Origin of the sequence: Calidithermus roseus, assembly GCF_003574095.1 — a bacterium.
Classification (GTDB): domain Bacteria; phylum Deinococcota; class Deinococci; order Deinococcales; family Thermaceae; genus Calidithermus; species Calidithermus roseus.
Genome location: NZ_QWLA01000025.1, coordinates 1 through 22587, shown reverse-complemented (window position 1 = coordinate 22587; position 22587 = coordinate 1). Strand labels below are relative to the sequence as shown.

The 22587-nt window shown below is 63.4% G+C and carries 20 protein-coding genes and 3 pseudogenes; 6 read left to right on the top strand and 17 right to left on the bottom strand.

Features of this window, described 5'->3' with window-relative positions:
- Positions 1-2: 2 nt before the first annotated feature.
- From cmr3 to Mrose_RS07885, 8 genes are all read right to left on the bottom strand, one after another.
- Positions 3-1139 carry a type III-B CRISPR module-associated protein Cmr3 gene (gene cmr3 / locus Mrose_RS07920; protein WP_119277154.1) on the bottom strand — a complete coding sequence of 379 codons (1137 nt, stop codon included), beginning with the start codon at positions 1137-1139 and terminating at the stop codon, positions 3-5.
- Positions 1120-2595, bottom strand: a complete 1476-nt coding sequence (gene cas10 / locus Mrose_RS07915; RefSeq protein WP_119277152.1) for a type III-B CRISPR-associated protein Cas10/Cmr2 — start codon at positions 2593-2595, stop codon at positions 1120-1122. Before cas10 ends, cmr3 begins: the two co-directional genes overlap by 20 nt.
- The gene (cmr1, locus tag Mrose_RS07910; protein WP_119277150.1) at positions 2592-3815 is read right to left on the bottom strand and encodes a type III-B CRISPR module RAMP protein Cmr1; all 1224 of its coding nucleotides are present in this window, start codon (positions 3813-3815) and stop codon (positions 2592-2594) included. The genes cas10 and cmr1 overlap by 4 nt, the downstream gene beginning before the upstream one ends.
- A complete protein-coding gene (gene cas7c, locus Mrose_RS07905; RefSeq protein WP_119277148.1) occupies positions 3808-4791 on the bottom strand; it encodes a type I-C CRISPR-associated protein Cas7/Csd2 in 984 nt (327 codons plus the stop codon). Before cas7c ends, cmr1 begins: the two co-directional genes overlap by 8 nt.
- A 28-nt stretch (positions 4792-4819) precedes the next feature.
- Positions 4820-6661: a type I-C CRISPR-associated protein Cas8c/Csd1 gene (gene cas8c, locus Mrose_RS07900; RefSeq protein WP_119277146.1), complete on the bottom strand. Its 1842-nt coding sequence runs from the start codon at positions 6659-6661 to the stop codon at positions 4820-4822.
- On the bottom strand, positions 6661-7407 hold the full coding sequence (cas5c, locus tag Mrose_RS07895) for a type I-C CRISPR-associated protein Cas5c (RefSeq protein ID WP_119277144.1): 747 nt from the start codon (positions 7405-7407) through the stop codon (positions 6661-6663). Before cas5c ends, cas8c begins: the two co-directional genes overlap by 1 nt.
- Positions 7408-7468: 61 nt before the next feature.
- The gene (locus Mrose_RS07890; RefSeq protein WP_245969725.1) at positions 7469-10711 is read right to left on the bottom strand and encodes a CRISPR-associated endonuclease Cas3''; all 3243 of its coding nucleotides are present in this window, start codon (positions 10709-10711) and stop codon (positions 7469-7471) included.
- 132 nt (positions 10712-10843) lie between these two features.
- Entirely contained in the window at positions 10844-12472 is a 1629-nt protein-coding gene (locus tag Mrose_RS07885; RefSeq protein WP_245969711.1) for a tetratricopeptide repeat protein, read from the bottom strand.
- Positions 12473-12523: 51 nt separating this feature from the next.
- Between Mrose_RS07885 and Mrose_RS07880 the strand changes: the two genes are divergently transcribed.
- Positions 12524-13243: an RNA-guided endonuclease InsQ/TnpB family protein gene (locus Mrose_RS07880; protein WP_182482730.1), complete on the top strand. Its 720-nt coding sequence runs from the start codon at positions 12524-12526 to the stop codon at positions 13241-13243.
- Between the two features lie 81 nt (positions 13244-13324).
- Here Mrose_RS07880 and Mrose_RS07875 read toward each other — a convergent pair whose 3' ends face one another.
- A complete protein-coding gene (locus Mrose_RS07875; protein WP_147371591.1) occupies positions 13325-13519 on the bottom strand; it encodes a hypothetical protein in 195 nt (64 codons plus the stop codon).
- Positions 13520-13834: 315 nt separating this feature from the next.
- Here Mrose_RS07875 and Mrose_RS07870 point away from each other — a divergent pair, with 315 nt between their 5' ends.
- The 4 genes and pseudogenes from Mrose_RS07870 to Mrose_RS19380 form a co-directional block, all read left to right on the top strand.
- Entirely contained in the window at positions 13835-14035 is a 201-nt protein-coding gene (locus Mrose_RS07870; protein WP_119277136.1) for a hypothetical protein, read from the top strand.
- Positions 14032-15600, top strand: coding sequence for a structural protein (locus tag Mrose_RS07865; RefSeq protein WP_119277134.1), 1569 nt, complete (start codon positions 14032-14034; stop codon positions 15598-15600). Before Mrose_RS07870 ends, Mrose_RS07865 begins: the two co-directional genes overlap by 4 nt.
- Positions 15588-15788, top strand: coding sequence for a hypothetical protein (locus Mrose_RS07860; protein WP_119277132.1), 201 nt, complete (start codon positions 15588-15590; stop codon positions 15786-15788). The genes Mrose_RS07865 and Mrose_RS07860 overlap by 13 nt, the downstream gene beginning before the upstream one ends.
- Positions 15789-16476: 688 nt before the next feature.
- Positions 16477-16611 (top strand): annotated as a pseudogene (locus Mrose_RS19380) (IS5/IS1182 family transposase); the annotation flags it as partial.
- On the opposite strand, the pseudogene Mrose_RS07850 reads toward Mrose_RS19380, so the two are convergent.
- Positions 16607-17207: pseudogene (locus tag Mrose_RS07850) on the bottom strand (ParB/RepB/Spo0J family partition protein); the annotation flags it as partial. The pseudogenes Mrose_RS19380 and Mrose_RS07850 sit on opposite strands and share 5 nt — an antisense overlap.
- Before the next feature lie 343 nt (positions 17208-17550).
- On the opposite strand from Mrose_RS07850, the gene Mrose_RS07845 reads away from it, so the two are divergent.
- Positions 17551-19074 carry a DEAD/DEAH box helicase gene (locus tag Mrose_RS07845; protein ID WP_119277130.1) on the top strand — a complete coding sequence of 508 codons (1524 nt, stop codon included), beginning with the start codon at positions 17551-17553 and terminating at the stop codon, positions 19072-19074.
- 20 nt (positions 19075-19094) lie between these two features.
- Here Mrose_RS07845 and Mrose_RS07840 read toward each other — a convergent pair whose 3' ends face one another.
- The 7 genes and pseudogenes from Mrose_RS07840 to Mrose_RS18830 all read right to left on the bottom strand — a co-directional run.
- Positions 19095-20219 (bottom strand): RNA-guided endonuclease InsQ/TnpB family protein, encoded by a 1125-nt coding sequence (locus Mrose_RS07840; RefSeq protein WP_119277128.1) that lies wholly within the window; start codon positions 20217-20219, stop codon positions 19095-19097.
- Positions 20212-20328, bottom strand: a pseudogene (locus Mrose_RS07835) (transposase); the annotation flags it as partial. The gene Mrose_RS07840 and the pseudogene Mrose_RS07835, both read right to left, overlap by 8 nt.
- A 68-nt stretch (positions 20329-20396) precedes the next feature.
- Positions 20397-20741: a PIN domain-containing protein gene (locus Mrose_RS07830; RefSeq protein ID WP_119277126.1), complete on the bottom strand. Its 345-nt coding sequence runs from the start codon at positions 20739-20741 to the stop codon at positions 20397-20399.
- A complete protein-coding gene (locus tag Mrose_RS07825) occupies positions 20723-20971 on the bottom strand; it encodes an AbrB/MazE/SpoVT family DNA-binding domain-containing protein (RefSeq protein WP_245969700.1) in 249 nt (82 codons plus the stop codon). The genes Mrose_RS07830 and Mrose_RS07825 overlap by 19 nt, the downstream gene beginning before the upstream one ends.
- 222 nt (positions 20972-21193) lie before the next feature.
- Positions 21194-21823 carry a TaqI-like C-terminal specificity domain-containing protein gene (locus Mrose_RS07820; protein WP_245969698.1) on the bottom strand — a complete coding sequence of 210 codons (630 nt, stop codon included), beginning with the start codon at positions 21821-21823 and terminating at the stop codon, positions 21194-21196.
- 45 nt (positions 21824-21868) lie between these two features.
- Complete coding sequence (locus tag Mrose_RS07815) at positions 21869-22159, bottom strand: hypothetical protein (RefSeq protein WP_147371590.1); 291 nt, start codon at positions 22157-22159, stop codon at positions 21869-21871.
- A gap of 2 nt (positions 22160-22161) precedes the next feature.
- On the bottom strand, positions 22162-22587 hold a 426-nt coding region (locus Mrose_RS18830; RefSeq protein WP_182482729.1), incomplete at its 5' end, for a hypothetical protein.

Here is a 22587-nt window from a genome sequence, read left to right as displayed (position 1 = left end):
GTTCACCACACTCCCCAAAGGGCCAGTCCAAAGCCGTCCTTGCGGTCTTGCTCGTTGTCGCTAACGGGCCGGAGCCAGCTTTCCAGCAGGTCGGCTGGGTTCCCGTCCTCTACCTCGAAGAAGTACACACTGCCCGCGGGCGCCATCCAGCGCACCCGTTTGGGCTGGTTTTGCCGCAGGTTCCAGCCGCTCACCGGCTCGCGCCGCCCCACCGCCGCCGAAACCAGCTTGAGGCGTACCCTGGCCAGCCCGCGCGGCAGGTGCAGTTCGCCCGTGCCGGACTTTTCAATCCAACCGGGCTTCCAGCCACCCTCAAACAGGGCCGGGGTGGCCAGCACCAGGCGCACCCTTGCCCCCTTGCCCAGCTCCGCGAAGCGCTTTTTGATAGCTTCCGGGCAGTCGAACCAGTAGTCCGAAAGGCTCTCTTTTACCTCCACCGCCACCGGGCGGCGCTCGCCCCCCAGGTGGCCAATGGGGGCCGGGGTCTGCCCGTTGGGCAGCGAGAGCCGCACCCGCAGGCTGGCGGGCTGGTAGGTTTGGGGGTTCTTGCCCATCTCCAGGGGCCGGTAGGCCACGCTGAAAAGTTGGCCCTCTTTGGCCTTGCCCCTGGTCGGATCCATAGCCACGTGGACGCGGGTCTCGGTGGGCAGACCGGCTATTTTTTGCGGTATAACCTTCTCTCCCAACAGCCAGCAAGTCATACTCTGGGCCGTCCAGAAGTTGTAGCCGGACTCGGGCTTCACGTCCTGGGTGACCTGCAGGGGCAAAAGGCCGTCCGGCAGGTCACAGTCCGCGCCGTCGGGGGGGCTAAAGGGTGTCAGCTTCATGACCTGGGCATTGCCGTCAGCACCCCGGTAAACCACCGCATCGCGGGGGGCGGGTAGCAGAAGTTCATTACCTCGAGCCAACAGCGGCCCGCACACTTGCCAGCTATTTGCTTCTTTGAGGGCTTTGTGTTCCGACCAGTTCAGCCCTTCTGCCTTGCCAATCTGGGTACGAATAAAACTTGCCACAGTGCTGGGCAAGGGCAGACTCAGGCTCCGGGCGGCGGTCTCGGTGCCGTCGGCGGCGCTGAAGGGCCGGCCATCGCGGAACAGCAGGGGGCTCAGGGCGTGGATTTCAAGAACTCGTTCCGGCATGCGCTTCCTCCCGGATGCCGCTCAGAAAGCGGGCGATGATAAGTTGATCCACAAAGCGAAGCAAATCGCTTCGGTAGGTTGGTGTGTCGGTGGTAGGCGCGGGGATTTTCAGCTCGCGGGCCTCTTTGCGGGCCAGAACCCGCAGGGCTTCCTTATGCAGGTAGTCGGCCCGCATGTCGTCCTGCCACTCGCGCACCAGATCCCGCAGTTCGTGGGCAAAGCCACGGGTAATCTGGCGGGACTTGTATGTTTGTAGCAACTCCTGCCAGGTCAACCCGTCCCAGGATTGCACTACCTGGATGGCTGCGCCCCCTCGAGTGTGCAGGGCTACCGCCAGCGCATTGCGCCCTCCGTTCTTGGCGGCTTTTTCCGCGTCTCGCGCATTTTGCAGGGAAATCGAGAGCGGTTCGCGGTAATGCACAATGGCAATCCCCGCTGAAAGGGTACCCTTGACCCGGTGGCGAAACTCCTCAGAAAGCTCTTGGGCGCAGGCCACCGCTTGGTTCACCGGCAGGAAGGCCAGCACATCGTCCCCACCCGAATAGACCATAAAGCCCTTGTGCTTGAGCACAATGTTGCGGGCTTCCCTGGCGAAGTCGTCCAGGGTTTTCGAGAGGCTGCGGTGGGCCTCGGGGTCGTCCTGGCGGCTGATCAGGTCACCCATGCGGTCGCCGTCGGCTACCAGGATGGCAAAGTAGGGCTGGGGCTCCGGGATATGGTCGTCGTCCTCGCCCCAGCGCTCATCCGGCATGGCTTCAGGGTTGATGGCCCGCCGAGCCATGGTGCGGGTGTCCACCACCACCTCAGACTTCAGCGCCCCGTAGCAGCGCTTTAGAAGCGAGACTGCGTCCAGAAACTCGGTGGGCTTGATGCGGAGCGGGCGATAGGAGCCATCCTCCAGCCGCACGCTGGCCTCGGCCCACTGCCGGGGGTCAATGACCGCAGCCCGCGAAGGATCCAGGGCCGACTTGGGCACGCCATCGTCGTTTTGCCGGGTAGGCGCAAAGTCCCGCAGAGCCTTGCGGCCTGCGAGCAGTCGCTCCACGGCCTGGCGGCTTTCGGGGTATTTCTTCAAGGGCACCCAGGCAGCGTAGAACTCGAGGAAACTCCCAAGCTGCTCTTGGACTCGTTTATCGTCAATCAAGCTCCGGTACTCACCGGAAAGTTTGCCGATGGTCTCTTCCCAGATTGCCTTCAACTTCTTCTGAACTTCCCTCCTGGTATCCTCGGCAAGCTGCTTGGGGTCTGTGCTCACCTTAGCCAGAATCTTGTTGGCCCCGTCGGCGTTCGGGTCGGCTGGGAAGATGAGCTCTGCTTCCTTTGAATGGAGAAACTGCGCGGCGTGCTTGCTCAGCTCCTGCAAGATTTGCGAACCTGCGTACAGGTCGGCGGTGCGGCGGGCGGCGGCGATGAAGTCCTGCACGGGGCCGATGGAGATGGCGAGGAGGTGGGTCATAGGCGCACCTCCTGGGTGAAGCCCTGAAGCTGGGCAGCCTTACGCACAGCCTCGAGGGGCTCGTCGGCCTCGAGCGCATCCAGCACAGGGTCGTTGTCAGGAATCTGCAAAGAGAGTTCTTCTCCATTGACCCTGATTCGTGTGGGGGCAGGGGCATTGAGGATGATGACGGCTGGCCAAATGCTGCCATCCGCAAAAGCAATGGGCTTCAAAATAACCGGCGAGGCCATGCGTCTGCCACCTGAGTGAACCGCCTCGAGGGTTCCGCTAAAGCTGTCGCCCAAGCGCTGGTAAACGATGGGCAGGCCGTAGAAGGGCTTGGCCAGGGCAATACGCTCTTGCCTGGGTCGCAAGGCCAACAGGGTCTTGTGGTCGCGCCACTTGCCCCCAGCCATGGGGGTGTAGGCCATGGTTTCTCCGGTCACGGGGTCTTCCAGATAGTGCCCTTTGCGAAAACGCGCCCAAAAGCGCCCCAGCTCCCGCCAGGCCGAGTGCCCTTTATAGGGATCGGTGTTGCTGGGCTTGCGGGGCTGGCCCAGGCAGATCACCGCGCCAGCAAGGGTGGTGTGATGAACCTCTTTCTGCGGTGGAACCGCAAACCAAGTTTTGAGCTGGTCGGGGGTAGCGGGTAGCCAGTCTTTGAGGTTCGCGGTGACCTCGAGCGCCCCCACCCCGCGTCGGGTTCTCGCCCCAATGCCGCCGAAGGCAATCCAGGCCCGAACAGCCCGACGCAGGTGCTCCGCCTCGGTTTCGGAGAGGGTATGGGTGAGCTCGAGGGTAAACTCCACCGACTTTAGCCCACTAGCTTCTGACAAACCCTCGCTTCTATTTTCGTTGAAAGGGTGCAGAAAGAACTTCTCCATCGGCCCGGTTCTCGCTGTACCCCTATCCGGCACAAGTTCCGAGGGTCTCACGGCCTGCCCGGCAGACTGCTCCAGAACCCGCAGGGCCACTTTTCCGTACTTCTCTGCACTCCCCCAAATTTCCTCTTCCGCCTTGAACAGCTCCTCCGCACTGGCATACTGCGCCCCCGCCGTAGCCCGCCACCAGAAGCGCAGGTGCCCCCGCACGCTGGCCGCGCGTACCGGGTTCTTGGGGTCTACCTCGCGCGGAGTGGCGCTGCCCCCGAACATGGGGGTAATGGTTCTCAGTTTGAGCGTCCAGGTGGTTAGCTCCGGCGCTCTTAGCTGGGGGGGTGGGATGGGGATGGTTCTAGGCATCGGCCCCTCCCATCCAGCGATCAAAGCGGGCCTCGTCCCAGACATCCAGTTCCAGCATCCGCACGCCTCTGGGCAGCCGGGTGGGATCGGCCTTCACCTCGTAGTCGGCGAAGCGGCGCGGGGGCTTGCTCTCGTCTAAGAGGCGCACCGAGACCACCTGGCCCAAATCGAGCAGGCGGTGCGCGGGGGCGCAGCCCAGCATGGCCTGGCGTTTGCTCTGCTCGGCGTTGTGAGGGTCGGTGCCCACGTGCTGGAACAGGTAGAGGCGGCGGGTGGCCATGTGGCCCTTGCTGGCACTGCGGTCGTGCTCGAACATGTTCAAAAGGGCTTCCACCAGAAGCTTCAGGTCGGTCTCGCTAAAGCCGGTGCCCTGGGCCAGGTGGGCGCTGACAAAGCCCTTGGCCTGGTACAGACCATACGAGACCTGGCTTTTGCGGCCCATGGTGCGGAGCTTGTCCTCGGGCTGCTCCTTTTCCCACTTCAGGTAGTCTTCCAGGGTCTTGGCGTTCTTCACGTCTTCGGCCACCGCACCGCGGGTGATGCTGAACTCGGCGGGAAAGATGGGGTCGAGGCTCCTAGCAAAGGTGATCTGCACCGGCCCCCGCACCTGCCCGGCGTTGGCCCCGGTGCTCATCACCGCTCCAAAGGTGCGTACGTCGAAGAACTGCTCGCACATCCACCGGCGGGCGGCCTCGACTTTGTCTTTGGTTTTGGTTCCGGTAAAGCCGCCGGTTTTTTCGTGGGCTTCGAAGATGGGGCGGTTCAGGTTGGTGCCGTGCTGCACAAAAATGCTGGCCCCGGCGGCCTGGGCATAGTTGCGAATGCGGCGCTTCAGGGCCACGTCGCTCACCAGGCCGTGCCCGTCCTCGGGGTCTACGCGGGGGGCGTTGCCACTGTCGGGGTCGCCGTTGGGGTTGCCGTCCTGCACGTCGAAGAAGAGCAGAAATTCGTAGCGGTTCTGGATGGGTTGGGACATATACATCTCCTTTCGGTCACGCCTGGGATTATGCGGATTGGGCTTCACTTTCTTGCTTGCCCTTGCGGCTTTCGGCCAGTTGATGGTAGTAGCCCAGGGCAAAAAGGCTCTGCTCCTCCAGGCTCAGCGTGCGCGGGAGCTTGGGTCCCAGGGCGCTCCAAACCTGGGCGAGCTGGCTGTTGAACCAGTAGGCCAGGCCCGGGGAGTCCTTGGCCATTTTGCTCAGGTGGTGCTGCGAGAGCCGGGTCAGGCGGCCCAGCACCAAAGCAGGCGTGCTGCTGGCCGCGCCGTAGTAGCGCTGCACCACGCCGGCGTTGATCTCGGCTTCGGTAGATGCCTCCTGGATCTGGGCCAAGAGGCACATCAATCGGCCACAGTGATAGGCCGGGCTGGGGTGATGGGGGTCTAGTGCGGTGCTCATCTTCCCTCCTTTGCGGATGTGGTAGGCCTTCAAAAGCCCCATGCGGGCGTAGATGCGCCCCAGGGCGGCGGCGTCGGGCTTTTGGGCTTTCAAAGCCTCGGTAAAGGCCCCGGTCATGACCTCGGCGGTGTGGGACTCCATGACGCGAACGACGGCCGCGTAAGGGATGGGCAGGTCGGGGTTCAGGGCGGCCCGCCAGAGGGGGAGTTGCAGGGTTTTGACGGGCTTGATGTAGTCATCGAACTTTTGCTCGGGGGCTTTGGGGCGTTGGAGGCTCAGGAAGAGCCGGTTCAGCCCCGGTAGGTTGGCGGATCGGTCGCCACTTTTGCGCACGATGGAAAGGTGGTCGAACCAGGCCTCTACGGCCAGAATGAAGCCCTCGAGCGAACCCGTCTGCCAGTCGCGCACCATCACCCGGCCCGAGGCCGGGCTCATGGCGGTGGCAAAAAAGCGGGCGTGGCACAGGCTGGGCGGGGCTTCGCCGGTCTTTAGGGCTTTGAGTACCTTGCGGGCGCGCTCGAGGGCCTGGGCTTCCTCGGCCTCGGGCGCGCTGGGGGCGAAGAGGTCGCGGAAGAAGTCGTCTTCCTGGGGCACTTCCTGGTCGTACCAGACCACCACCTTCATATCGCCCAGGGTCTCGGCCTGCTCCAAGAGCGTGTCCAGCCCGGCCCGGTAGGCGGTGGCGGCCATTTCTTCCACGGCGGCGTTCTCGCCCTGCGAGAGCCCATACGACTCGAAGGCCTCCTTGTCGTAGGTGACCAGGGCGTGTCCGAAAGCGCTCCCGCCCAGCTTGGTCACCTTGGGGTGGGTGGGGGCCGGTGGGGCCAGTTCCCCACTGGCAAAGGAGCGCATCCCACCAGCATTGGTGGCCGGAAAGGCCTGAGCCCGGAACCGCCGCCACCAATCGTGCCAGTCGGGAAAGTCAAGCACGCACTGCCTTTGCACAAAGAACGAAATTTTGTCGGTGGGCTTGAGCTTATCGGCCCCTTTTTGCTGGGCCTGGGCCTCGAGCTTCTCCAAGGCCCGTGCCATCTGCACGGTGTTGGCCAGGGCCTGGGCGATGGGCTGTAGCAGGGGCACCTCTTCAGCAGCCAGCTTGATTAGCAGTTGAAAGGTTTGCTGCTTCTGGAGATTTTTAGCGTGCTCCTCGGGCTTCTTGAGGTTGCCCTCGCGGTCCCGCTCGGCCAGCCCAAACACCACCGCGCAGGTGTCGGCCAGAAAGTGGGCGGCCTGCTCTGCCGGATGGCCCTGGGCCCGCAAGTAGCCCGGCAGGGTCATCATGTCGGGCTGGGAGAGGTCGGGGGCAGGTTTGGTCTGGTTTAGGGGGATCAGCTCGGTGAACTGCCCCGCCGGGCTCACCCCCATCAGCCAGCGAATCTCTTTGGTGGTAAAGCCGGGTTCAGCCCCCAGGCCCTTCTGTTGGGCGTACTGCACGAGCTGTGCGAGCATCAGGCCCCTCCTTTGCGTACTTTTTCGCTCCCGTAAGGGGGCACCTCGAGCACGCCGTCTTTCACCTCGGCCTCAAACACGCTCACGCTGGGCTTTTCGCCTTTATCGGTGCGGAGCGGGCCCCTGGGCCTGGCCAGGTCGAAGACGTCGTAGAGCATCCAGCCGATCTTTTCGCTGTAGGGCACGGGCTGGGCCTCCTCGCCGGGCTCCACCAAGCGGAAGTAGCCGGCAAACTCCCGGCAGCCCAGATAGGGCTGGTAAACGCACTGCCCCGCCCTCGCACGGCGCTCAAAGCTATGCTCGATTTTCTGGCGCAAAGCGTGGTCTTCCTGATAGAGCACGGCGTGGGCGGTGAGGCGGTAGTGCACGTCTTTCAGGGCCACGGTTTGGCGCTGGGTACGGCCCTTGGTGTCCTGGCCGGTGTCTTCTTTGGTGGCGTCGGCAAAGATGGGTTCAAAGCTCGTGGGGTCTTTCATCCAGCTCTGGATGCTGCGCACGCTGGCCTTTTCCTTGACCTCGTTGCGCATCAGGGCGATGTAGCGCACCGGTTTGAGCACCTCGATGCGCTCGATTTGCCAGTACATCAGGGGTCTCTGACCCTCCGGGCTAAAGTCCAGGTAAATGGCATCGAAGATGCCCCTCGCGGCGCTGGGCGTGATGACCGGGTAGCTGAAGCGCTCGACCTTGAACTCGGGCCGCGTGAAGCAGGCCAGCTCGCCCCAAACTTCCAAGCTAAACCTTCGCATGGCTCCTCCTCTCCGCTTTTTTGGGGGCGCAGGATACCAGAGGATGCGCCCCGGCACGGGGTTAAACGACCAAGCCCGCCCCGCTCCCCTCTTCTGGCGTAAAACCCAGCAGGCGGTCGTAGAGGGCTTGGTCCGGGCAGAGGTACCAATCGGGCACTTCACTCCGCCCGTAGCGCAGGAAGATCGTCTCCAGGAACGACGGGGGCCCGCCCTTGGGCAAAAAGAACGGCACCGTGTAGGGCCTGGCGCGGTGAATCCAGTCGGCGGCGATGCCCCGGTCACGGGCCTCTTGCATGAGGGCCAGGGCTTCGTCGTTGTAGGGCACCACCACGTTCACGGCGGCGGTTTCGATGAGGCGGTAGCGGCGGGCCAGTTCGGCGTAGTTCTGGGTCTGAATCAGAGTTTCGATTTCGGGGTCGCTTACGTTTTGCAGGGTGTAGAGGCTCTGGTAGTAACGGCGGAAGACGGCGGGCTCGAGGGTTAGCTCCCCCTCGGCCTGCAAGGCGCGGGTCAGCCTGGCGGCCTGTTGGTAGGCTTTGTCCGGATACCCCTCGTCCTCCGGCACAAACACCACCAGCCGCCCCTCGCGGCGCAGCCCGTGTCGGTTGATGCGCCCGGCGGTCTGGGCGATGGCCTCGAGGGGGGCCAGGGCCCGGTAACCCATGGGGAAGTCCAGCTCTACCCCGGCCTCCACCACCTGGGTAGAGATGAGGCGGCAGGGCTGGCCTTCCCTGAGGCGGTCTTTCACTTCTTCCAACACCTTGAGCCGGTGAGCTGGACACAGCGCGGTGGAAAGGTGGTAGAGGCCCTCCAAACCCCTTTCCGCGGCCTGCCGGAAGAGGGCGTGGGCCTGCCGTTTGAGGTTCAGCACCATCAGCGCCTGGGGGTCGACCTCGAGCAGGGTGACCAGGTGGGCGAAGGGGGTGGGGTCTTTGAGCCACCACTCCACCTGCACCCGCCTCGTATTTCGGAAAAGCGCCTCCAACTCGGGGATCATTTCCACCGGCTGCCAGCCCTGGGGCTCGCCCTCCTTAACCTTGTCGTGCAAGGCATCGAAGGCAGGCTGGGTGGCGGTGGCGAAGACCACCGTGGTGCCGTACTTTTCGCTAGCCAGCCGGGAGAGGGTCTTGAGGGTGGGCACGGCCAGGTGGGTAGGCAGGGTTTGCACTTCGTCGAAGAGCAGCACACTCCCGGCCAGGTTGTGCAGCTTGCGGCAGGCTCCGGGCCGGTTGGCGTGCAGGCTTTCCAGTAGTTGTACATTTGTGGTCAGAATGATGGGCGCATCCCAGTTTTCCGCCAGCAGGCGGCGCTCGAGTTCGGCCAAGTCCTGCTCGTCGGAAAGCTCCTTACGCAAAGGTCGGTAGGCCAGGCTGTGGTCTTCCAAGATATAGTGCGGTCCAAAGTCTGCAAAAAGCTCCTGGTAGATTTGGGCGGTCTGGTCCAGGATGGACAGGTAGGGCAGCACCACCACGATGCGCCTTGCGCGCTGATCTTGTACAGCCCGCTTCAGGGCGAAGCGCAGCATGGCCAGGGTTTTGCCCAGGCCCGTGGGGGCGGTCAGGGTGAAAAGGCGCTCAGGCTGGTCTGCGGCCTGAGCGCAGGCCCCGGAGACCTGCTGACGCAAACAACGGATGCCTTCGGGCAAGTTCTCGTCAGCGGCCAATCTGTTTAGGTGGGCCTCGAGACGCTCCAAAGCCCGCTCGGGCTGCAAAGGCGGGGGGCTGGGCCGAACTTCGCCTTGCATATGCCGCTCGGTGTCCAGGAAGTCGGCATCTACCAGGGCCGAGAAGAGCATCCGCGTGTCCAGCATGGTAGCAGCGCTAGTAGAAACGGAGATTTGTGCCTGACTGGAGGGGGGCAGTTCCAAACCGTCTGCCTGCAAGCGCTTTTTGAGCAAGTTGATGTCGGTCTCGGTGAGGCGCAGCTCGAGCGGATGCTTTTGGCTTAGGGACTCAAGCCGCATCCCCTTGAGGCTCTCCCTGGCTCCACTCTGTAACCCGATGTGATGCCCCTGCACCGCGAGGGCCACGTCCACCAGGCGGTACTCAAACAGGGCCAGGTGGGCCCCCGCCGACCAGTGGTCGAGGCCCCTTTCCTTACCTTCCAACCGAAGCTGGAAAAGATCGCCGTACTTGCCCAGATCATGCAGCCTGCCACTCAGGCCGGCCTTCTCCGACTCACCAAAGGGCGCGGCTTTCTCTGCGGCCAGCCGGGCTACCTCGGAGACATGCTCCTGCATAGTCTGCCAGCGAGCGCGGTCTTTGTGGGTGTGGGCCCAGTAGGTTTTGGGAGCCATCCAACTTTGGGGTTCGTATTGCTGGAGCAGTTGCCGGGCCTCGGCCAGCCAGGTATCGCGCAGGTTGGCCGGCTCCAGCACCTCCACCCTCGGTCCCCAGCTCTGCACCCACGAGAGCAGCTCGATGGGGAAACCGTCCTCGTCGGTGCCTACTGTGACTTCCACTACCAGGCTGCCGTCATCGCGCTGCCCCAGCTCCTTGAGGTTGGGATAGCCCCCCTCCCGGATGCGCTGGGCGGCCTGAGGTAGGAAGCGCAGCTTTACCCGGACCGGGTTCCCCCCACTCCCCACGATGCCCCAGGCGTCGGAGAGGTACTCCCGGGGGTCGAAGCTGGCTGGGATCTCGTAGGCCTCGGTCGGACCGACCAGGGTGACGAACTGCATCCGCGCGAGCTTAAAGGTGCGCAGTTCGTTCTTGTAGCTGCGCTCGCGGCCGATAACGTAGACCGCCATGTTGGCCCGTGAGACCTCGATGAAGTAGGTTTCCAGTTCGAATTTGGTGGGCTCGCGCCGCCCGGGGAGCTGGTAGTGAAACTGGACGAGCTGGCGGCGGAACCAGGCGCTGGTGATCTTCTCGAGGTTGCTGCCCTCGAGGCCTGGCCCCCGGGCAGCCATGGCCTCGGCACTGCGCTGCGCGACGGTCCGAGCAGGCTCAGGCAGGCCGCGGGCCAGCTTGAGCATGGCCTCGAGGTACTGCTGGTTGTGGCCCGGCGAGTGGTGGTAGAGCATCCGAAGGGCGGTGTGCGCCACCACTTTGTCGATGTCGCTCAGGAGCACGCCGGCGTTGAGGGCGTAGGTGTGCCGGAGCGGGTCGTGTAGCAAGCGGAAGCCCAGGTAGGGCTCGAGTTCCTTGAGGTCTTCGAGGTAGTACAGCACCGCCCGCTTCTTGACCCCCAGGGCGGTAGCAAGCTGTTGCGCAGTCCAGGGTTTTAGCTTGAGCAACTCGAGGATTCGCACCAGCCGCAGCGCCTTCTCATGGGTAGCCTTGAGCGAGTCGGAGTCATCCATCTCCATACTCCATAAGAATCGTAGGTAGGTATGACTCTACCAATGCCCGTCTACCAACCATCTACATCAGCGTGCGACGAGTATGGTCGCGCAAGAAATTTGAGCGTGTTTACCTCATAACGATTATAACCATTAGACAACCCAGGGGAAGACACCTCGTCGCTCCTGAATCCAGTTGGCGTAGTGGCCCACCATGAACTCCTCCGCCCCCCGTGAAGGCTGATCCCGGTAAACCCATTCGGCGGTTGGGTCGAGTTGGTAGACCCCTCCCTGGACTCGAACACTACCCTTCCACCCCAAAGCCCGCCGCAGTCGCATGACGGTTGCCCACAGGGCCTTGCGGTTTTGAGGTTGATCCTCCCCGTAAAGCTGGTCGATAAGGTGTTCCACCCCGGCACTTCCACCATGCTCCAGCAGGAACACCAGCAACTCGCCTGGCCGACCCGTTGGGCTTATTGGCACCGGACGGCCATTCACCTTGACCTCGAGCGAGCCGAAGGGGTTGACTTCTATCCAGTGTTTTTGCCGCACCGTTTGCTCGGGCAAAGCGAGGTAGGCCCGTAACTCAGGGAAACAGTGGACTTCCTCCCGCACCCAGAGGTTAGTGGGATCAAGCCCATCCAGGAGGGTCCGGGCGGCTTCCAGTGCTCTGCTGCGGTGATGCAAGGCCGCCTGCACCATCGTTCGTACAATCTTGCCCCGCTCACCCACCTCAACCGCCTGGCTTAAAGATTCCTCGGCCCCAACGGCGTCTCCCAGCATCAGCCGCGTCGCGGCGATATCGGCGTTGAGCCAGCTCTTCGCTGGAGAGGTGTCGAGTTCACGGGCCAGCGTGAGCTGGGCCAGGGCTTCCTCAAGGTGGCCCAGTAGGCGAAGGGTGTGGCCGTAGCCCCATAGGGCTTGCTGTCGGTCGTCCCGGTCGCAGGCAACCCGTATGGCCTCCTGGTAACTTTCCAAGGCCCGCTCCCACTCCCCAAAAGAGCGGCGGACGGCTCCCAGGCCACACAGGGCTCGCGCCCGGAATTCCCGCGCCACCGCCTTGCGGCTGAGCCGAGCGGCCTCGAGCAGGTGCTGCTCAGCCTCCTCCGGACGGTCCTTGATGAGTGCCATTCCCAGACTGTGGCGTGCCCAGGCCAGGTAATAGGGGTCGTCGCGCAGATAAGCCAGGGCCTCAGCCCACACCACCCGCGCCACGGAGCACTGGCCCGAGAGGTAGAGCAACCCGCCCTCGTCGACGAGGCTGCGGCCCAGCGCTGCCCCCTTTAAATCTCCCCGCGCATTCACGAACACCTCGTGCCACTCGGCCCGCCCCAGGCGAAACAGCACCTCCCCTTTGGTGCGCCAGTAGAGCCCCCGTTCGAACGGGGTGTGCTCCTCGAGGGCGGGCGAACCCTGTGCCACGCCCAGGGCCTCGAGTTGCTCCAGCGCCTCCAGGTAGCGGCCTTCCCGCAGAAGGGCCCAGGCCCGGTACGTTCCCAGGACAGGGGAAATTGGTATCGTCAGCGCGTCGAGGTAGACCAGCAGCGCCGCAGATCGACGAGAACGGCACAAAACCGCGGCGTACAGCCGTTGGAGAGAAACTTCTTGGCGCAACCAGCCTTCGGGAAGCAGGCCGAACAGGTCTGCCACCTGCTCAGCCTGCTGGTGGGTAGAAGCCTGATGCACTAGGCTTTCCAGCAAGCGCACCGCCGGGGCCATCCGGTCCGCTTCTACCAGGGCCGTGAGGCTTACTCGAGCATCATCAACCGCGATTTTCCCCACTCCAAAGTTATTTTACAAGCATGTTCGCAGAATCCCACGCGCTTCATCGGGGTGGACCGGGGTCAACGTCATCTGGCGGTGGCGGTCACGCCGGAGGGCCGCTCACTCTATTTGAGCTTCGGCTGGATTCGCCACATTCGCAGGCACTACGCCGCCAAGCGACGCAGGCTGCAGAAGGCGGGGAAGCACAAGACCGTCAAGCGCCTGGAGCAAAAAGAACAGCGCATCATCCGGCACACCAACCACATCCTCAGCAAGAAGCTGGTGGCCTTCGCCAAGGAGCATGGCTGCGGGATACGGATGGAAGATCTCACGGGCATCCGCCAGAGCCCGCAGCGCAAGGCTACCAAGTCTCAGGCCGACCACAACCGCGACTTCTGGCCCTACTACGACCTTGAGACCAAGACGGCGTACAAGGCCCTCTCGGCAGGAATCAAGTTCGAGAAGGTGCCTGCCGCCTACACCTCCCAGACGTGCTGCAAGTGCGGGGCCATCGGGGTAAGGAATCGGCACAGCTTCAGATGCGAGAGATGCGGATACCGGGGACACGCCGACCACAACGCTGGACGCAATCTAGCGAACTGGTTGGGGTTGTCCTGCCCCTGGGTGAACAGGCCCGTCAGGGCTCTGTCCCAACAGGGGATCGTCCCTGTGGCTCTTCAGGCTCCGCAGGGCGGGGTGCATGGCACACCCTGGGGATATCCCAACGGGAATCTACCCCCAAGCTCGGTACGCCCAATGCAACGCGCAAGCCGGGTTGCCGAGGGCTAGAACGAGAATCCCACGCGCTTCAGCCGTGGGAGTGTCAAAAACCTTAGGGGAGGCCGTGTGCCTCCCCATGCCCGATACCCTCTAGCCACCGGTACCGATCTTGGGGTCATCGCCATCGGCAATCACTTGGGAGTGGCTTCCTACCAGCTGGACCGGGGTTGGCAGCGAGCCCACCGACAGGAGCAGCACCAGAAGGAAACCCAGACCTCCTTTCACGAGAAGAGAGCGCTTAATGCCGAGATTGCCGACCATTCGGGTGAGGTATTTGTCTCTCACGCCACACAGGGTCGGGGCAAGGCGCGCATGATCTTTGCGCGGTGCTCAAGGATAGCCAACTTCACCTGCGCCGCCAGCGCGAACCTCAAGCAAGGACGAAAATACCCGGGGTTCGCGCAAACCGAATTCGGCCCTTCAGGACGTCATAAACCCGGTAAGCCTATTGAGGCTAATACCGCGTTGCAGTGGGCAATTAAGCCCACTGAGGATTGAAACGCGGCTCCTGTACTGGCCCTGCTCAACCGTGTCCTCCATGCCCCACCCCCTTCAGGCCTGGGCATTACCGATTACCGCCTGCGCGCCGAGTTCCGCGACGTGGACATCATCCAGCAGCGCATCGAGACCATCGTCAAGGCGGTGGGGCGGCCCATCCTCACCGGCGACGAGGGCCGCGAGCTAATCGGCTACGAGCCCAGGGGGGATGACGAAGTGCTGGTACCGGCGAGGGCGCTGAGCGGCCTCGAGGGCCCGGCCACCCAGCCAAGCCCTGATGGTGGGGACGACCTCGAGGCATGATCGCCTGGCGCGCCCGCCCCACCCGCCGCGTCGAGCACCACATGGCATTGGTCGAGGCGGCGGTGGCCGAGTATGCCGACCGGCTGTGGCAACGCGTCGCGCCCCAGCGCCTGCGCTGGTTGCGCCTGGTGCTGCGCCGGATTCGGCCCGCCCTGGATCGGCTCATCGTTATTCGCACACCCAGCCCGGAAGAGGTTTTACTCGAGCAGCTCATCCGGCAGGCCAGCCTCGAGTTCAACCCCGACCTCTCCACCCTCGCCGACGACCTGGCCGAGTTGGCGCGGAAGATCGCCCTGCAATACGGCTTCCTGCCGAATGACCCCCGTACCCAGACCCTCGAGCGAGAGTTTCGCCGGTTGCTCGAGGGCGACCTCCTGAGCTATTGGCGCACCCTCACCGAACCGAAGGCATTGGCCCGGCGGCTGGCCGAGCTGCGGGGAGAGAACAAAACCACCGCTCAGATTATCCGCCAGGTGCAGCAGGAGTACGGCGCGGCTTACTTCTCGGCTGAGCGCCTGGTCAGAACGCTCTATAACTCGGGGGCCAACCGGGCCCAGCTCGAGGCCCTGCGGGCCGCAGGCTACACCCACAAACGTTGGCTGACGGCGCGGGATAACCGGGTGCGGGTGGCGAAAAAGGGTAGCAGGTTCGACCACCGCCGCATGGACGGGGTGACGGTGCCCATTGAGCAGCCCTTCGTCACCCCGGCAGGCTCGAGGCTGATGTACCCCGGCGACCGCAGCCTGGGCGCTCCGGCGGGGGAGGTGGTGAACTGCCGGTGTACGCTGGTCGGGGTTATGCAAGAAAACGAAAGCGCATCTGCTTCACGCGACAGCTTTGATGTTCCTGCACCGTCTGCCCAGCCCCGAAGCCAAACTTGGATGCCAACAGGTTCCCCTTGGCGGAACTTTCTCCGCTTACCCCGCAAAGGGCTTCTGGGGCTTGATTACGAGGTCTTTAAGCTGGTCGAGGAGGCTGCTGCCATCGCCTCGAGGGTTCACGGCCTTCAGGGATTGCCTCGGGTACCGGTGGTGCAACGGCTACTTGATGCCGATGAACTCGCCCGCTACACCCCGGATCCCAAAACGGGAGACCCGGCATACATTGGGATTGAATCGGGGAAGACCACCCTGCTGGCAATTCTCGAGGAATTTGGCCATATGATTGATCACCAGGCTTTCTACAAAAACCAATACGCAAGTTTGAAAGCCTCGATGGGCGAAGGCCCGCTAGCTCGTTGGTGGAGTGTAATCAACCAAACTACTGCAATACAAGATCTTAGGTCATTGCGGCGAGCGTTTTACACCTACGACGTCGAGGGACAGAAACCGGTGGATCGAAGTTTCGTAGCCTACCTGCTTCGCCCTGACGAAATCTTTGCTCGCAGCTACCGCCAATTTATTGCGGTTTACTCCGGGGATCGTCGGTTACTCCAAGCGGTTGGTTCACGGCAGAACAAACCGGGTTTTGAAATCGGATATACTGTGCAGTGGACAGATGATGAGTTTGAAGCAATCGCGCTCGAACTCGAGCAAGTCTTCAGGAGGCTGGGATGGCTAAGGTAATCGAAAGTAAGCGCGAAAAGCAGGCAGTCGCAGCCCGCCGCCTGAAGCGCTTCCGCAGCATGGGCATCGAGGAGACCGAGGCCCGCATTTACACTGGTTTGGGGAGTGGTGAATACCGGAGCTCCTCCGAAGGCCCGCGCAAGTTCGAGCCACCTACGCCGGAAGAACTGGCCACATACGAAGATTGATTGTGCTATAGTCTAAGTTAGACATCCCCCTCGGGGAACGCCCACCGGGCACCTCGAGGGGGATTTTTCGTTGCGCTTCCGCAGTAGCCAAAGCAGCCAACAATCGAGTAACCCCACGCGCCGCGTCCCGCTGCAACTCCGCCAGGTACGCCCCGGCGTGGTCGTGGTGCGGGCGTCTAACGATACGGTCGTGGACGAATACGGCACGACCATCACCGTCGAGGCGCTGATGCGCGACTGGCTACCCGGCTTCTGGCAACACCGCACCATCAGCCTCCAGCACAACCTGCCCGAGCTGCGCGGCATCCGGGGCAAACCCTTCGTGGGGCGGGCCCTGCGGGTGGACTTCGCGCCTCAGCTCGAGGTGGAGGTCGAGGTGCTCGACCCCGAGACCCGCCGGCTGGTGGAGGAGGGCACGCTCACCGGGGCCAGCCTGGAGTTCGTGCCCCTGGAATCCCGCACTCAGCGCGTAGGAGACCAGGAAAGCGAGGTCTACTACCGGCTCAGCCCGGAACCCGAGCACGCAGGGTTGACCCTCACCGACCTGCCGGCGGTGCCGGGGGCGGACATCCTCGAGGTGCGCAGCGACCTGCCCGCCCCCTGGCAGTTCGCCGTGGTGGACCCGGCGGTGTTCCAGACCCGCAGTTTTTCCGAAGAGGCTTCCCCTCCCCCGGAGATTGTGCGGGTGAAGGGGTTCAAACCGGTGCCGAAGCGGTGGGTAGTGGAAAGGACGTTTGCTTGGATGGGGCGGAGCCGGCGGTTGGGGAAGGATTACGAGTACTATCCCGAGGTGACGGAGGCGTGGTTGTACCTGGGCATTTAATCTTCTTCAGCTCCAGCGCGGCGGTGTAGGGGATGGCCCCCTCCTCGAGGGCCTCCTTCAGGTCATCGGGAAGGTTGAGCAGGGGGAGGCGGGTACGCACGAAGGATTCCCAGCTCAGGCGGCCCAGCGTTTGGAAGGTGTTTTCGACGGCCTGGGCCTCTGAGCTACCTGAGATGTTTCGGGTAACTTTTCCCTTCGCTTCATTCTGCATCCGGTGCAAGAGGCTCACCACCTCTTCCCTGCCCTTGCCGAGCTTCATCTCCAGCAGGGCCAGGATGCTCAGGGTCTCCTCGTAGGGATTGAGGTCCTCGCGCTGGAGGTTTTCCACCAGGGCCAGCTGGCGGGCGGTGGCCTCGTCCACGTCCACCTCCACCACCGGCACCTCCGTCAGTCCCGCCATCTGTGCGGCCCGGTAGCGCCGTTCACCGGCGATGATCTGGTACTGGCCCTCCGCGACGAAGCGCACCAGCAGGGGCTGGAGCACCCCCTGCTCCTTGATGGACTCCTCGAAGTAGCGGCGGGGCTGGTAATGGGGGGCTGAGGGCCGAAAGGGGGACGTGGATTTTGCTCTTGAGCTTTTAGGCCTTCAGCAGCACGGTGCCGAGGACTTCATCGAGGCAGGTCGGGTCGTGAGCCTCTCGGTCTCCGACCTGCTAGAGCGGCGTGCGTTCTCAGAAAGCTCCAGCGGCAACTCGTCCTCTTCAGGGGTTAACTTAGATGCGCACGAGTATACTCATATGACACGTCAAAAGTCGCAACTTTCTGCCTAAAATGGCAGTGTTCTCACTTTATCTCGCCAAGGGCATGAGCACTCCGAACCGTCTCGGTAGAGTTCGAGCCCATTTCACGAGCTTAAGTGGGGTAGCCAGCAAGGGAATCGCCAGGGATTAGACGTTGGATGGTTTTGCAGGCATTGATGACGAGAAAAGCTCACCGATCATGAAACCCTACGTAGCGTTGGACCTCGAGGCCACCTCCCCAGACCCAGAGGAGGCTGAGATCCTGGAGATCGCCACCCAGGACGCGGAAGGCAGGGCCCGCCACTGGTACGTAGCCACCTCAAAACCGCTCAAGGCCGACCACGAAGTTTTCCGGTTCACAGGCATCCCTTTTGATGAGTATGAGCGTGAAAAGGTGCCGCTGGAAAGGGCACTCAAGGAGTTTCTGAACTTCGTAGGAGATCGCCCCCTCCTTGGTCACAACCTGTTGCGTTACGACCAGCCCATCCTAGAGCGGGCACTGAAAGAGGTCAGACTGGACCTCTCTCTCATTACCACAGCCCCTCTAGACACCCTCCGCCTCGCCCACCTGGTCTTCCCTATCCCTTCCCAAGGACTTTCCGGCTACCGATTAGGGGATCTCCACGCCCACTTCACCGATGAAGCACTGAAGGATGCCCATCGGGCTCAGGCCGACGTGGAGGCCACCTGGAGGGTTCTGGCCGGGCTGGTGCTGCAAAAGCTGCCCGACGGGGTGGCCCGGGCCTGGCGGGAGCTCGGGCTTGCCGAGGGCGAGCTGTTCGCGGACACCCCAGGCCAGGTCAAGGAGCTCCTGACCACACCCGCTTTGGTGGAGCCGGTTTTATACGGGGGTCGGCACCTGTCGCATCCCTCCAACCTGGGTCCAGAGCTGCTGCCCACCCGTAGGGAAGCCCAGGATCAGATGTTCAAGGAGGTAGAAGCGGCCTTGCGGGATGGGCGGAGGGTCCTCCTCGAGGCCCCCACCGGCACCGGCAAGACCAAGGGCTATCTCTATCCCGCTTTGCACCGGGGCGAGAGGACCTGGGTGGCCACCCATACCAAGGTGCTCCAGGCCCAGGCTCTGGATGAACTCAAAGATGTGGGCAAAAGAGGTTATGAGGTCAAGGCGGCTTTGGTCAAGAGCCCGCGAGACACCCTATGCCCCGAGGCCCTCTTCGAACTTTTCCTGGACGTCCGAAAGGAAAAGGATGAGGAAGAGGAATTCAGGGCTGCGGTGGGCCTGCTCCTGCACTACGCGGCCTTGGGGGGGCACGACCTCGAGGCCCTCCCCGGTTACTGGCACTTCTCTCGAGGCTTCCGCGAGGTGAGGGACCGGGTAGGCACCAACCCCCGCCGCTGTCGGGTGGACTGCCCCTTTTTCCACACCTGCGCCTTCCAGCGCCAGCTAAATCATCGCAAAGGGGCTCAAATCCTGGTGACCAACCAGGCTTACCTCCTGGCCAGCTTCCTGCGGGAAGAGGAGGAAGAACAGCAAGAGGAGGAAAAAAACCAAGAGAGGCCCCACCTGGTGCTCGACGAGGCCCACCACCTCGAGGACACCGCCACCGAAGCCCTCACCTTCGTCCTGGACCATGAGGAACTCACCCACCGGATCAACCGCCTGGCCCATCCCCAGAAGGACCGGGGCCTTCTCAAGGATGGTCGCCGGCTGACCGAGCTGTCCGAGGAAGAGCAGGACAAGGGTGACGACTCCCCGTTCTGAAGAACGGGGCTTCTCGGTTCTCACGGGACGGCCCATGCCGTACCCATCCCCGAAGGCTCCGTCCGAGCCCTGGCCAGGACATTCAATGCGGCGGCCACATCCCGGTGAAGAGAGGCCCCACAAGCGGGGCAGGTGAACTCCCTGACCCACAAGGGTTTCTTCTCCCGGTGCCCGCACACCGGGCAGTCCTGGCTGGTATGTTTGGGGTCTACCCCCACGACCCGCCTACCAGCTTCTTCCGCTTTGTAGGCGAGGATTTGGAGAAACTGTGCCCACCCCGCGTCCTGCACCCCCTTGGCGGTGCGGGAGCGGGCCAGTCCGAGGATGTTCAGGTCTTCGTGGACGACGGTGCCATAGCGGCTTACCAACCTCCTTGCCAGCTTGTGGTGGAAGTCTTTGCGCTGGTTGGCGATTTTGCGGTGCAGTTTGGCTACCCGCCTTCTGGCCTGTTTACGACGACGGCTACCTCGTTTCTTACGGGCAAGGCTGCGCTGGGCGGTGGCTAGTTTGGCCTGCGCCTTCTGGAAGTACCGAGGGGCCTCGACCATCTCCCCCTCCGAGGTGATGAGGAAGTTCGGGTTGGTGCCCAGGTCTATCCCGATGGCCTCGTGGTTTTCAGGGAGTGGTTGTGGTTCGAACTCGCAGACAAAGACGATATACCAGTGCTCGCCTTCTCGCTTGAGGGTGGCGGTTTTGATGGCTCCTTGGATGGGGCGGTGGAACTTGCACTTGACCGAGCCGATGCCATACAGCAGTACCCGCCCATCCTGCACCTTGACCCCGGTCTGGTTGGCTTGGGGGAAGGTGAAGGAGTCGTAGCGCCCCTGCCCCTTGAAGCGGGGGTAGCCGGGCTTCTCCCCTGCCTTGACCCTACGGAAGAAGCCCTGGAAGGCTTTGTCCACCCGCTCGATGACGTTCTGCAAGACCTGGGAATGAATGTGCTTGTACTCCGGCAGCTCGGCCCGTATCTCCGGCAGGTGGCGCTTCTGCTCGTAGAAGCCCACCGTCTTGCCCGCCTTGCGGTAGGCATCCCTACGCTCCTGCAAGGCCGCGTTGTAGAGCTGGCGGCACAGCGAGAGGGTGCGCTCCAGGTCTTTTTGCTGGGGCTGGGTGGGGTACAGGCGGTACTTAAATGCTTTAAGCATCGTCATCCTGATGCTTGCATTGCAACTCGATGTAGCGCTGAATAGTCTGGGCTGAGATATTCCCGGCGCTGCCCACGTAGAAGGAGGGCGTCCATAAATGACCGCCGCCCACTATACTATGTCCGCCTCCGGCGGACGTGGGGGAGTCCATGTATCCCCGGTTTGAAAACCGGGGGATTATAGCTCCCCCACACCCCCTCGCTTTTCTAAACTGAGCCCGCCCCGGCCCGCCTCCGCCAGCGCCTGGCGTATCGCCTCTTCTTCCAGCACCTCCATGCCTTCCCGATTGAAAAGCTCCTCCAGGGCCTGGGCCACCTCCGCCCTGGGCAGCTTGTAAAAGGAGCGCAGGGTGTAGAAAGCCTCCGCCACTACCAGGGGGTGAACCCGCAGGGTGTATTTCCCCGCTTCGGCCTCCCGGAAGACCTCGAGGGCTTTCTGGGCCAGCTCAGGGGGTTCACCGGTCAGAAGGCGCAGGACGAGACTGGTGTCCAGCCAGAAGCGCCCTACTTCTCCCGCGCCCACGCGCCCTCCCGCACTCGCCGCTCTTCCGCTTCGCCGGGAAAGGGAACCTCGCTCTTGAGGCGGCCCCGCAGGGCCTCGAGGGGTACCTTGCGCCAGGGTTTGAGCAGCACCTCTGCGCCCCGGATTTCAAACACCACTTCCTCCCCTAGCCCAAGACCCAGGACTTCCCGCACTCGCTTGGGTAGAGTGATCTGGCCTTTACTGCTAATCCGGCTCTTTACCATAGCCATGCTCACTTTACATCATCCGATTTGACCAAAGCGCGCCGTAATGCTCAAAGCGGGGATATCCGTACCTGGGATCGTGCAGCACCGCACTGGAGTTCCCCTGGGACGTTTAGGGCGGGCCATCCGATATGTCTATATGGATTAACACATTTTGCTCCACCGTGACCCTCAGAAGCCCCCTCGAGGGAGCGAGGGGCAGAGCTTTCCGTGGGGAGGAGGTTGGTCTCAGTCTCCGTCGCCCCCGAGGGCAGAGCGTTCCTCGGGGCTCAGGCCGTAGAGCCTGAAGGCGGCTCGGTTACAGGCTTGCAGGTCTCGCCGGAGGGCGGCCTGGGCCAGCTCCCGGCGCAGCGCTTCGGGCACCTCCGCCCAGCGCGGAAGGCGGATGCGGCGCAGGTACTGCGCCTGGAAGCGCAGGAAGCCACCCCGCATTTTCGTCGAATAGCTGGCCACGAACAGGCGACCGAGCGCAGACAGCAGCACGGCTTGCAAAGCCCGCAGGTCCCAGTCGTCCGAGACGACGTAATAGAGGTTGTGGTGGGGATACAGCCTGCCTTCCTCGAAGACGACGTGGGCCTCACCCTTGATGTCCGGGATCAGGAGCTTGGGCCTCGAGGCCAGCGCCGGGGTGATGCGGTCGAGCGTGCGATACCAGCTGGCCGGGGCTTTCCGTGCGCACTGACGCCGGGCGATCCGCTCTCGGCGGGCCTCGAGGTATTGCCGCAGGCGCGGATACTCCTCGAGATCGACCAACCTGCCCGACTCGGTGAAGGGGTTAACCACCCCTAGGCCTTGCCACCTGACCTCGCCGGAGGCGACGTCTTTCGTCGTCGCCAGCGGCAGCTTCCGGAGAAACACGGGCGGCAGGGGGCAGGTCAGGGGTCATCGTGGCGCGGTCCTCGGTCAGTCCTCCGCCAGCTCCTCCAGCCGCTCGCGCAGCCGGGCCACCTCCGAGCGCAGCCCGCCCAGCCCCAGCAGCACCACCCCGGCCAGGCCGCCCAGGCTGAGCTGGGCCAGCGCGTTCTGGCGCAGCGTGGCCAGGGCCTCCTGGCGGGGCAGCGAGCCCTCGGGCAGGGCCCGGGCCACCGGGGTGAGGTATCGGGCCGGTTGCAGCAGGGGGGGCAGGGCCAGCAGGGCCAGCCCCAGGGCCAGACCTCCCAACGCCTTCAGCAGCAGCGCTTCGATCCTGGCCATGCTCACCTCCCCGCGTGGGGGTCGAGTTCGACCGGCAGCTTGTAGGGGGTTTTGAAGTCGTCGAAGCGCTCCCGCTGAGGATCGAAGCCGGGGAAGTTGAAGCCCTCGGGCATCATCTCCACCACCCAGTCCGCCGGGCGGTAGCCCTCGCACACCAGCCGGTCCCCCTCCATGCGCAGGGCGATGGGGTCTTTGGGGTAGATGCGCACCCAGCGCCCGTAGAGGGGGTGCCACCTGGCCCGCCAGGAAGCGTAGATCACGATCTTCAGCGGGGCGTCGGCGGGGGCGATGGCAGCGACCCCGGAGAGTATAGAGGCGTACTCCGCGGCGGCAGTGTACTTGCCGTTGGTGTACTCGATGAAGGCGGGATCGCCTACCTCCCCCTCGTAGCCGTAGTACAGCGCGGGGGGGCTGGCGGGGGCCACCGG